Consider the following 11,042-nt stretch of genomic DNA (forward strand, 5'->3'; position numbering starts at 1 on the left):
AAAAATATCCCTAATTATGACGTTGGGAAATGACATCCATCATGACGGCAAGAATAATTTCTTTATTATGAGACACTTAGTCCGCCTTTTAAAACCACATAGCGCTCATTTTTACCATTAAAAATATGCTTTAAGCCCATCCAACATCTTTAAAATTTAAATAACCTATCTCTAGAGCTTGCCACACATGAAGCTATAGAGACCAAATAGGACTGATTTGTTTTACCAAACCTTGCTGGAGTGGATATTAAGGGATATATAGGCGTATTGGCTTTATATAAGACCAAATTTTTGTATTTTTATCCCTTCTATTTTTTTGCCAAAAATCCATGTTTAAACAAGATCAACGAAAAGTATTTAAAATCCTTTTGGGAGCGGTTTCTGAAGGCGTCATCATAGTTGATGAAACCCAAACAATTATGGAGGTTAATGCGTCAGCTGAACTTATTTTTGGATACACAAGAGAGGATCTGGTAGGTCAGTCTCTCAACACCCTGATTCCTAAAAAATATCATGCCACCCACGGTGGGCATTTTAACCAGTTTATGGAAAAGCATGAACGGCGACAAATGGGGAAAGGCCGTGATATTTATGGCAAAAGAAAAGATGGTTCTATTTTTCCCGTTGAAGCAGGATTAAATCCTTTTGAAATTTACGGCAAAACCTTTGTCATGGCCCTTATCATTGATATTAGCGACCGAAAAAGACAAGAACAGCAAATATTAGAACTAAATAACAAGCTGGAGAAAAAAGTTGAAGAACGCACCAAGTCCCTAAACCATAGTGTCGAAGAACTTAAAGTTGCGAATTTAGAGTTGGACAGTGAAAATAAACGCCGGATTAAGGCAGAGAAAGAAACCCAAATTGCACTTAAAAAGGAAATAGAACTCAATGAACTCAAGACCAAATTTCTATCCTTAGTCTCTCATGAATTCAAAACACCTTTGAGTGGGATTTTGTCTTCCACGGTGTTATTAGGCAAATATAAATTGGCAGAAGAACAGGAAAAACGGGACAAGCATCTGAACACCATCATCAGCAAGGTGCACTATCTCAACAACATTCTTAATGATTTTCTTTCTGTAGAACGCTTAGAAACAGGAAAAGTCAACTATACTTTTAAGACTTTTAAATTGAGCAAAGTACTCAATGAGGTCATTTATAATGCCAATATGCTTTTAAAAGACGGACAGAACATTCATTATCCTGAAAACATTGATGACATGTCACTACATCAAGACGAAAAAATTTTAGAGCTGTCCTTGTCCAATATTGTCCATAATGCAATAAAATACTCTCCAGAGCACACCAATATTGAGATTAAAATTTCACAAAACGATAAAAACACCGTATTTAAAATAAAGGATAACGGGATAGGCATTCCTGAAGTTGAGCAAAAAAACATCTTCAACCGCTATTTTAGGGCTGAAAATGTGCTCAACATCCAGGGTACGGGCATCGGGCTTAACATCGTTAAAAGTCATCTCGAAAATTTAGGAGGCACGATAGTATTTACCAGTAAGCAACACGAAGGCAGTGTTTTTAAAATCACATTACCAAACAAGGCACAACAATGAAAAGATTACTATTAATAGAAGATGATACCGTTTTAAGAGAAAATACTGCAGAGTTATTAGAACTTTCAGATTTTCAAGTCATGACCGCACCCAATGGTAAAATTGGGGTGCTTCTTGCCAAAGAACATCTTCCAGACCTTATTGTTTGTGATATCATGATGCCAGAAATGGATGGTTATGCCGTACTGGAAGCACTTTCTAAAAACGAAAGCACCCAGCACATCCCCTTTATCTATTTGTCTGCCAAAACAGAACGTCAGGACGTTAGAAAAGGCATGAATTTGGGCGCCGATGATTATATTACCAAACCTTTTAGCGAAGACGAACTGATCAGCGCTATTGAAAGCAGGCTGGCCAAAGTATCTATCTTAAAAGAAATTCAGGAAAAAACCCTCACCACTGCTGAAAACGAAACCGAATTACGCACCTTAAACGATCTCAAAAATTTTTTTGATGACAACGGCGAAACTATAATTGTTGCTGAAGGCGACAATATTTATGAAGAAGGCCAACATTCCAATACCATTTATCTGATCATTAAAGGGCTTGTTAAATGTCATAAATTAGATGAGCAGGGTAAAGAATTAACCACTGCATTGCACAAGGAAGATGACCTGTTTGGCTATACGTCTTTTACTGAAAACACCCCTTATCAAGAAACCGCAACGGCCATTCAGAAAACTGAATTGGTCAGTTTGTCCAGTCATAGCCTAAAAGGTATCCTCAACACCAACCATCAGGTCACTATGGAGTTAATTGACCTATTAACTGAAGATTTGAAAGGCACCAAAGACCAACTCCTACAAATGGCCTACAGTTCTGTTCATAAAAAAACAGCCACCACCATTTTAAAATTTGCAGAAAAGCTGAATAAAAAACCTGAAGAACCTATCAGAATCTCCCGAAATGACCTTGCAAGTGTTGCAGGTATTGCCACAGAAACGTTGATAAGAACCATGTCTTCTTTCAAAAAGGAAGGCATCTTAGAGATCGAAGGTAGGAACATTAGAATTTTAGATATAGAAAAACTCAAGAACATTAGTTAGAACTCCTTGAGAATCAGATATGATTTTTATCATTTTTTAAAGGGACAATGCCGTCTACATTTGCTTCATGAAGATTTAACCCATGAAAAATATATTATTGCCCACAGATTTTTCAGAAAACTCATTGAATGCCATCACCTATGCGTTGAATTTGTTTGAAGAATCGGCATGCAATTTCTATTTACTGCACGTCATAAAACCTAATGATATAGGTCTTAGTGATTCGCCGTACCTTGTATCTAGTTTACAGGTTAATGAGGTGTACACCCAAACTGCAAAAACAAGGTTAAGAGACACCATAAACCTTATTACCACTACCATCTCTACCAATAAAAAGCACAAATTCTACGCCATTACAGACCATAATTTTTTGGTTGAATCCATACGACAGCAGGTCCGTGAGAAAAAAATAAACATGATTGTGATGGGCACCAAAGGTGCCTCCGGACTCAAAAAGATAATTGTAGGAAGCAATACTGGCGATGTTATTACTAAGGTGCATTGCAACGCCTTAGTGGTCCCTGAGAATGCTACGTTTAAAAATCTCAAAGAAATGGCATTCCCCACCGATTTCTCAATGCTGTATAATATTAACGTTCTTCAACCCGTAGTCAATATTATTGAAAAGCACGCTGCCGCCATTCGGATTTTAAACATTAGCAGAAAAGATGCGGTGTTACATAATGATCAAATTAAAAATAAAGAACTTCTAGAAGATTATTTCAGTAGTCTTGACCATAGCTTTCATTTCCTGACCAACAGCAAAGTAGAAGATGCCGTGCAATGTTTTGTAGAAAGCAGGAATATAGATATGATTACCATGGTTGCAAAAAACCTCAATTATTTTCAACACATCCTGTTCAATTCTAAAATTAAAAAGATCAGTTACCATACTGATGTTCCCTTTTTGGTCTTACACTAAAATTCATTTATTTCTTGCGCTTTCCCGCTAAGTATCTGATATTTATCATAGGTTTTGTCTGATTTGATTTCTAACTTTAACAGAAACAAATCGGAAACCATGAGACGTATCTTAATTCCAACAGATTTTTCAGACAATGCAATGAATGCCGTTAGATATGCGCTCGAACTTTTAAAGTACGAAAAGTGCGACTTCTACATTATGCATGCCTACCAGGATGCCGTTCATAAAGAAACGACATCTCTGACCCGGGAAAATATTGATCAAGTTACCAAACTGATGGCAGATAAATCTGCGGCGGAATTGAAGCGTATTTTGAAAGAAATCAATGACATTTCTCCCAATCCACGTCATAACTATCACACCATATCTGCCAACAATATTCTTATTGACGAAGCCGACAAAATTGTGGATGAAAAGGATATTGATCTGATCGTGATGGGCACTAGAGGCAAGAGCAATGACAAAAAAATTACGTTTGGGAGCCAAACCTTACAGGTTTTAAAATATGTACAGTGTCCAGTTTTAGCCATTCCTGAAAAGCAGACCTACACACAACCAAAACATATTCTATTTCCTACAAATTATCTGATCCCATACAAAAGAAGAGAGCTTAAACTATTCTGTGATATCGTTACGCCGTACCGCTCTATCATTGATGTGGTCTATATTTCCAAAAGTAAAAAACTGTCCATCAGACAAGAAGACAACCAGCTCTTTATGAGAGGAGCGTTGTGTAATAACGAGATTAACTTTATAACTATAGACAGTAAAGATGTAGTATCTTCTATTGAACAATATGTTAAAGATCACCCTATAGATATGTTGGTGATGGTCAATACGAGGGAATCATTTTTAGAATCGTTTTTATATCCATCTCGGGTTGATCAATTGAGCTTGAAGCTCAACGTTCCATTTTTGGCAATGCAAAACATCAAAAGAGATGCGTAACCTTTTCAACTTATAAGCTATGAAGAACATACTGTTACCAACTGATTTTTCTGAGAATTCATGGAATGCCATTAGTTATGCCATGCATCTTTTTAAGGATGAGGTCTGTACTTTTTACCTACTGAACACCTATACTCCAGTTATTTATCATGTGGAATATGTATTGGGGTATCCAGCGCAATTTGGATTGCAGGACACGATTAGAAACACAGCACAACAGCATTTAGAAACTTTAAAGCAACGTATTCAGGATACGTTTGGCGACAATCCTGACCACGAAATTCAGGACATGGCCAGATTTGACAGCTTAATCTCCGGTATTATAGAATTTACGGACACCCATACCATACACATGATTGTTATGGGCACCAAGGGTGCTACAGGCGCAAAAGAGGTGCTTTTTGGATCGAACACCGTCCAAGTTTTTAAAAATGTAAAATGTCCCGTATTGGCAATCCCTGAAGGGTTTGCCTATAATTCGCCTACCACTATTTTGTTTCCTACAGATTATGGGATTGTGTACCAAACATCCCAATTCAAATCACTACTGACACTTGCTAAAACGCAGACTTCAAAAATTGACATTCTACATGTGCTGACTTCTCCACTATCTGAGGTCCAACTTAAAAACAAGGCCAGTCTTGAACAACTCATGTCTCAAGAAAATCATGAATTTAACGAGGTGTCAGGCGACGATGTGATGCAAGCCATTATCAATTTTCAAGCGCAAAAGCCCATAGATTTACTGGTGATGATCAATAATAAAAAATCATTTTTTGAAAATATATTTTTTAAATCGACGGTCAACCAAATTGGGTTTCATTTAACAGTTCCCTTTTTGGTGATGCCGTCATAAATTAACCCTCAAAACTAAAAAACATGAAAAAATCCATTTTAATACCTACTGATTTTTCAGATAACGCATGGAGCGCGGTAACCTACGCTTTAAAATTGTATGCTCATGAAGTCTGCACCTTCTATTTTCTAAATTCCTATTACTTTTCAAATGCACAATCACGAACCTTTATCACCAGTCATTTTATTGCCAGCTTAAAAGAAGCGTCACAAAAGGACTTAACAGAACTAAAAGCCAGAGCCGATAAAGAAAACACCAACACCAAGCATACTTTTGAAATACTTATGAGTGGTGACGAATTATTATATGCCATTAAAAATAGTATTGAAAGGTATCATATAGATATAGTCGTGATGGGAACCAAAGGAGCCACAGGCGTAGATAAGTTCTTTTTTGGCAGTAACACCGTAAAAACCATTCAAAACATTACAGGTTGTCCTGTACTTGCAGTACCAGATAGCAGAACATTTGTGGCACCAAAACAGATCGCCTTTCCAACGGATTTTAACCGTGCCTACGATGTTGCAATGCTGAAAGGTTTACAGGATTTTGCGGCATTACATGATGCCCACATTAACATATTGCATATTAATGTTGAAAAGTCCTTAAGTAATAAACAACAAATAAACGTGGATATGCTAAAGGAAATCTTCAAAGAAAACAAACATAGCTTCCATTGGATGCCTGCCTACTCTACAAAATCTGAGATCATTAACGATTTCATTAAAGAATTGAATATTGACATTTTGGCCATGTTCAATTACAAACATAGTATTATAGAGAACATGACTAAAGAACCCATTATTAAAAAAATAGGATACCAACCCATCATTCCATTTTTAATTATTCCGAGTGAATAATCGACGATGTATATCAATAAACACGCATTTAGATTCATTAAATAATTTTAAAAAAGCACTCATGAAACGAAGAATATTATTACCCACAGACTTTTCGCTTAATGCCTCTCAAGCCATTAATTATGCTATAGAACTTTATAAAGATGAACCTTGCATTTTCTATCTAATGAATGTGTTCTTTATTGATTCCAACAACATCGAAAGTTTGATGAATATGGAACCAGGGAATGGGTTCTACGAAGTTTCAAAAGCGGAATCGCTAAGTAGATTGGAGAAGGTGATGAATAGTTTAGTGTTTGGAGAAAAAGGAAACCCAAAGCATAGTTTTCAAATCATTTCTATATGTAATCATCCCTTAGAGGCTATTAAAACAGTGGTAGAAGAAAAAGACATTGAACTCATTATTATGGGCACTAGGGGCGAAACGAATTCCCGCAGTAAAATCTACGGTAGTACGGCTTTGAGCGTGATGGAAAAAATCAGGAACTGCCCCGTTATAGTGGTCCCACAATTGGCAAAATCGGGCCTTCCTCAAGAGATCGTCTTTCCCACAAGTTATAAGATCCATTTTAAAGGCAACAATCTAAAATACCTTATAGATATTGCTAAAAGATGCGACGCCTCTATAAAAGTGCTGCATATTTTAGAAACAGAGACACTGAATCCCAAACAAATGGCCAAGAAAAAACAATTGGAAGATTACTTCCATGATGTCAATCACGCCTTTCATTTTTTAAGAAATATATCCGTGCCCGCTGCCGTCAATTGTTTTGTAGAAAGTAGAGAAAGCGATATGGTAGCATTCATCAATAAAAAGCATTCTTTTTTTGCCAGTATCATCAATCAGCCTTTAGTAAAAGGCATCGCATATGAGTCTAGAGTACCAATATTGGTCATGCACGACTTGAGAAGTTAAAGCAAAAAGTATCATCAATTATTAAGTGATGACTTAGGGTAGAACATCTGTCCTGTCAACGCACGATTTAACAATCACTATTCCAACACGAAGCTATGGATACTAATGTTAACATTATTAAATCTTCTGGTGAAAATGTGAAATTTTCAGTACACAAACTGCGTACTTCTTTAGGAAAGTCAGGCGCCGATAAGCATACTGTTGATCAAATTATTGAAAAAGTGCAAGACGAATTGTACGATGGCATTTCAACCAAAGAAATCTACAATAGAGCATTTTCTTTACTCAAAAAGAAGGGCGGCTACCTAGCCTCAAGATATAAACTTAAAAAAGCCATCTACGAGTTGGGTCCTACTGGGTATCCGTTTGAGCGTTTTATAAGTGCCATTTTAAAGTACTCAGGTTATGACGCTCATGTCAGCGAGATCATGTCAGGCCATTGTGTAAGCCATGAGATAGATGTGGTGGCTACAAAAAATGGAACCACCAGCCTTATAGAATGTAAATTTCATAATGAAGAAGGTCGAAATTGCAATGTTAAAGTCCCTTTATATATTGCCTCACGGTTTAAAGATGTCAAAACCCATTGGGAATCAAAAGCCCATGACACAATTTTAGATGTGGGTTGGGTAGTTACCAACACGCGTTTTACCGAAGACGCTTTGCAATACGGAAAGTGCATTGGGCTATACCTGCTAAGTTGGGATCTTCCAAAAAACGACGGATTGAAAGACCGCATAGACCGATTGGGATTGTACCCCATTACGGTGTCCACATTATTGACCAATCGCGAAAAGCAATTTTTACTCAGTAGAGACGTGGTGCTGAGTCGCGACTTGATAGACGATGTTTTTTTCTTGGATCATCTGGGAATTTCAGAAACCCGCAAATCTAAAATTAAGAACGAGATAAGACTCCTGTGTAAAATTTAAAATTATGGAACCACATATAAAAGTTAGTTTTCTGGGAGCCTCCAGCGTTGTTACTGGCTCAAAATTTTTTCTTGAAACTTCAGAAAAAAATATCCTAATAGATTGTGGCATGTTCCAAGGACTGAAAGAGTTGCGCGAACGCAATTGGACTGACCTTCCTATAGATGTTCCTAGTATTGACCTAGTACTCCTTACCCACGGGCATTTAGACCATGTTGGCTATTTACCCCGACTGGTAAAACAAGGTTTTAACGGTAAAGTTATTGGTACCGCACCAACCTTAGCCATTGCTGAAATAATTTTAAGAGATAGCGCTAAAATACATGAAGAAGATGCAGGAAGGGCTAACGACGAAAACTACACCAAGCACAACCCTGCACTCCCTTTTTATACCATTGGAGAAGCAGAAAAAACAATTCTTTTGTTTCACGCTGAAGTGGAAGACCAATGGGTGAAGCTTTCAGAACACATCTCCTACCGCTTTCAATACAATGGACACATCTTGGGTGCCACGTTTATAGAATTGGACATCAATTCTAAACGTTTTGTGTTTTCTGGAGATATTGGTAGAAACAATGATTATTTACTGGAAAATCCAAAACGTCCTGAATGGGCCGATTTTTTATTTATAGAAAGCACCTACGGCAACAAACGGCATCCTGAAGAAGATGTAGAGCAGTTACTTACCGATATCATCCTAGAGGCCATTCATAAAAAGGGGAACCTCATCATCCCAAGTTTTGCCGTAGAACGCCTTCAAACCTTAATGTTTATACTTTGGAAATTATATCAAAAAAATAAAATTCCCAACATTCCCGTTTTTGTGGATAGCCCCATGGGCATCAATGTGTTGGATGTTTTCCAACGCTTTCCAAAATGGCACAGACTATCTGATTCAGAATACAATGCCATGTGCAACCATGCAAACATTATCGAATCTTACAAAGAAACCTGGGAAACGATTGATGACAAACGCTCTAAAATAATCATTGCGGGCAGCGGTATGGTTACCGGAGGAAGAGTCCTCACTTATTTGCAGCAACTTATCGATGATGCCTCTACTACTGTCTTATTGGTAGGGTATCAGGCAGAAGGCACGCGTGGCAGACAGTTATTTGATGGCGTACATGAAATTAAATTTGGTGGCAAGTACTATCCAGTAAAAGCTACCATTAAGCACCTGCAAAGTTTATCAGCCCATGCTGACCAACAAGAATTACTAAATTGGATGAGTGAGATTGTCAATGTTCCTGAAAAAGTTTATCTTATCCATGGCGAGCCGTCTGCATCAGATGCTTTAAGAGTTAAAATTAAAGATACCTATAATTGGAATGTGTGCATCCCCAAACTCAATGATGTTGAAGATTTAATCGTTTAAAATATACAACCATGAAAAAATATGAGATACATAAATACGCGTACACAGACAAGACTTCTGAAGAACTTCAATTTAACTTGGCATTTTACGAATCACGGTTAGTGCTATTACAGGAAGAGTTGGAGTTTTTTAAACACGTGTTGGGCTCTACTATTTTCAATCCTAAAACACCCAACCTATTTGAAAATATTGAGTTATTCAAAGCGCAAATTGATCAACACATGAAGCTGACTTCCAAATTGACCACAACAGTTGAAAAACAATACAAGGAAGTGCAACTTAAAGTGGAGTGTGACGAATTATCCTGTGATGATTACTTCCTTAGAAATTATCATGATACTGAGTTGGAGCTTGTCAGTTTTTTAACCCAAACGGCGCAATTCAAATCTGAAATGATGGAATACCTCAAAGGCATCATCCTATAATCAATTCGATGAGGTGAGAGCAAGCCGTAGCTATCAAAACTTCGCTATGCATGAAAAACGAGCATTGGAAAATGCGTGTGCTTGCTGATTTTAGTGGTGGTTGAACCCGCAAATAAATGTTCTAGAAAGTTTTGCCTCTCCATAATGAGCCCTAAAATGTCTATAGGATTAGTTTGCAAATAGGTCCCGACAGCATATTCCATGGGGATATTAGTTATGAGGTGATAATTGTAGGCGGCGTCTTTCATATAACCGCTTAGTGCTGCATTGTCCGTTTCATTAAAGTGATGATCGTCAGTATGAGAATCAAATCTCAGAATGTGCACCTTTAAATTATGGGCCGTAACAAATTTGAAAAATTCGTCTAATGGTTTTCCTTGCAATTCATCTGAAGGGTCGAGTGCCAAGAGCATTTCTTTTGGCTGCTGGTACGCAAAATCCTCCGGTATGACCAATGTGGTGCAACTCACCCTACGAATTACATTTAGCGTATTACTTCCAAAAACAACTTCTTTAGCGCCAGTAGCACCATTGCTACCCATTACGATGAGGTCAATGTCTTTATTTCTAACGCTCTGTTTAATGGACGCAATAATGGAATCAAAATCCACCATTATCTGAAAGTTGAAGTTTTCAGTATCAAATTCTGATTCCAATTGCGCGGCATACGCAATAAGTTTTAAACGATTCTTGTTAATGAGCGCATCGTATAAACTCGTTGATGCTTGAGACACGACGTCGTCTGTCGTATAATTTGTTGAATCTTGAATATAAAGCAGGTGGAATGCACATTTTTCTTTCTCAAATAACTTTAGAGCATAGGAAATCGAATTTTTTGAAGGATCGGAAAAATCAGTTAAAAGCAGAATATTTTTCATGTCGCATTGTTTACTCCTTTAAAATTACATAAATCAGGACAATCAGCACATGATTTTAATCATCATTGCCATGGATTCCCATACGTTAAGGTAATTCACATACAGCTCTCCTAGTGCTAGTTAAATAAATTAAATTCCAGCTCTAAACAAAAAAACCTTATATGATAAAGTTCATATAAGGTTACAATTAAAATAAGGGTTGGTTAGTTACATCTCTATATTTTAAAAGTTTGTGATGTTGTTGGCGAGCATCGCTGCCAAACGGGTGGTAAGATATGTTTAATTAGTGTCTGGTCGGTAA

At 37.1% G+C, this 11,042-nt stretch carries 11 protein-coding genes; 10 read left to right on the forward strand and 1 reads right to left on the reverse strand.

All coding sequences use genetic code 11. The features are described 5' to 3' along the window. The first annotated feature begins 329 nt into the window (after window positions 1-329). The 10 genes from JEM65_RS15580 (at window position 330) to JEM65_RS15625 (ending at window position 9,863) form a co-directional block, all read left to right on the forward strand. On the forward strand, window positions 330-1,577 hold the full coding sequence (locus tag JEM65_RS15580) for a PAS domain-containing sensor histidine kinase (RefSeq protein WP_199601416.1): 1,248 nt from the start codon (window positions 330-332) through the stop codon (window positions 1,575-1,577). After that, entirely contained in the window at window positions 1,574-2,623 is a 1,050-nt protein-coding gene (locus JEM65_RS15585; RefSeq protein ID WP_199601418.1) for a response regulator, read from the forward strand. The genes JEM65_RS15580 and JEM65_RS15585 overlap by 4 nt, the downstream gene beginning before the upstream one ends. Before the next feature lie 82 nt (window positions 2,624-2,705). Next, complete coding sequence (locus tag JEM65_RS15590) at window positions 2,706-3,545, forward strand: universal stress protein (RefSeq protein ID WP_199601420.1); 840 nt, start codon at window positions 2,706-2,708, stop codon at window positions 3,543-3,545. A 99-nt stretch (window positions 3,546-3,644) separates the two neighbouring features. Beyond that, window positions 3,645-4,496 carry a universal stress protein gene (locus tag JEM65_RS15595; protein ID WP_199601422.1) on the forward strand — a complete coding sequence of 284 codons (852 nt, stop codon included), beginning with the start codon at window positions 3,645-3,647 and terminating at the stop codon, window positions 4,494-4,496. A 19-nt stretch (window positions 4,497-4,515) separates the two neighbouring features. Beyond that, window positions 4,516-5,352 (forward strand): universal stress protein, encoded by an 837-nt coding sequence (locus JEM65_RS15600; protein WP_199601424.1) that lies wholly within the window; start codon window positions 4,516-4,518, stop codon window positions 5,350-5,352. 23 nt (window positions 5,353-5,375) lie between these two features. Continuing rightward, window positions 5,376-6,212 carry a universal stress protein gene (locus tag JEM65_RS15605; protein WP_199601426.1) on the forward strand — a complete coding sequence of 279 codons (837 nt, stop codon included), beginning with the start codon at window positions 5,376-5,378 and terminating at the stop codon, window positions 6,210-6,212. A gap of 61 nt (window positions 6,213-6,273) precedes the next feature. Further along, window positions 6,274-7,128, forward strand: a complete 855-nt coding sequence (locus JEM65_RS15610; protein WP_199601428.1) for a universal stress protein — start codon at window positions 6,274-6,276, stop codon at window positions 7,126-7,128. Window positions 7,129-7,223: 95 nt separating this feature from the next. Continuing rightward, window positions 7,224-8,060: an ATP cone domain-containing protein gene (locus JEM65_RS15615; RefSeq protein WP_199601429.1), complete on the forward strand. Its 837-nt coding sequence runs from the start codon at window positions 7,224-7,226 to the stop codon at window positions 8,058-8,060. Window positions 8,061-8,064: 4 nt separating this feature from the next. Beyond that, window positions 8,065-9,438 carry an MBL fold metallo-hydrolase RNA specificity domain-containing protein gene (locus JEM65_RS15620; protein ID WP_199601430.1) on the forward strand — a complete coding sequence of 458 codons (1,374 nt, stop codon included), beginning with the start codon at window positions 8,065-8,067 and terminating at the stop codon, window positions 9,436-9,438. A gap of 11 nt (window positions 9,439-9,449) precedes the next feature. Beyond that, window positions 9,450-9,863 (forward strand): hypothetical protein, encoded by a 414-nt coding sequence (locus tag JEM65_RS15625; RefSeq protein ID WP_199601431.1) that lies wholly within the window; start codon window positions 9,450-9,452, stop codon window positions 9,861-9,863. 44 nt (window positions 9,864-9,907) lie between these two features. On the opposite strand, the gene JEM65_RS15630 is transcribed toward JEM65_RS15625, so the two are convergent. After that, window positions 9,908-10,741, reverse strand: a complete 834-nt coding sequence (locus tag JEM65_RS15630) for a universal stress protein (RefSeq protein WP_233530682.1) — start codon at window positions 10,739-10,741, stop codon at window positions 9,908-9,910. Between the last annotated feature and the right edge of the window lie 301 nt (window positions 10,742-11,042).

Origin of the sequence: Gelidibacter salicanalis (assembly GCF_016469035.1) — a bacterium.
Taxonomy (GTDB): Bacteria; Bacteroidota; Bacteroidia; order Flavobacteriales; family Flavobacteriaceae; genus Gelidibacter; species Gelidibacter salicanalis_A.

Coding starts and splice junctions, on each gene's coding strand:
- JEM65_RS15580 (WP_199601416.1), top strand. CDS start 330: ATGTTTAAACAAGATCAACGAAAAGTATTTAAAATCCTTTTGGGAGCG.
- JEM65_RS15585 (WP_199601418.1), top strand. CDS start 1,574: ATGAAAAGATTACTATTAATAGAAGATGATACCGTTTTAAGAGAAAAT.
- JEM65_RS15590 (WP_199601420.1), top strand. CDS start 2,706: ATGAAAAATATATTATTGCCCACAGATTTTTCAGAAAACTCATTGAAT.
- JEM65_RS15595 (WP_199601422.1), top strand. CDS start 3,645: ATGAGACGTATCTTAATTCCAACAGATTTTTCAGACAATGCAATGAAT.
- JEM65_RS15600 (WP_199601424.1), top strand. CDS start 4,516: ATGAAGAACATACTGTTACCAACTGATTTTTCTGAGAATTCATGGAAT.
- JEM65_RS15605 (WP_199601426.1), top strand. CDS start 5,376: ATGAAAAAATCCATTTTAATACCTACTGATTTTTCAGATAACGCATGG.
- JEM65_RS15610 (WP_199601428.1), top strand. CDS start 6,274: ATGAAACGAAGAATATTATTACCCACAGACTTTTCGCTTAATGCCTCT.
- JEM65_RS15615 (WP_199601429.1), top strand. CDS start 7,224: ATGGATACTAATGTTAACATTATTAAATCTTCTGGTGAAAATGTGAAA.
- JEM65_RS15620 (WP_199601430.1), top strand. CDS start 8,065: ATGGAACCACATATAAAAGTTAGTTTTCTGGGAGCCTCCAGCGTTGTT.
- JEM65_RS15625 (WP_199601431.1), top strand. CDS start 9,450: ATGAAAAAATATGAGATACATAAATACGCGTACACAGACAAGACTTCT.
- JEM65_RS15630 (WP_233530682.1), bottom strand. CDS start 10,741: ATGAAAAATATTCTGCTTTTAACTGATTTTTCCGATCCTTCAAAAAAT.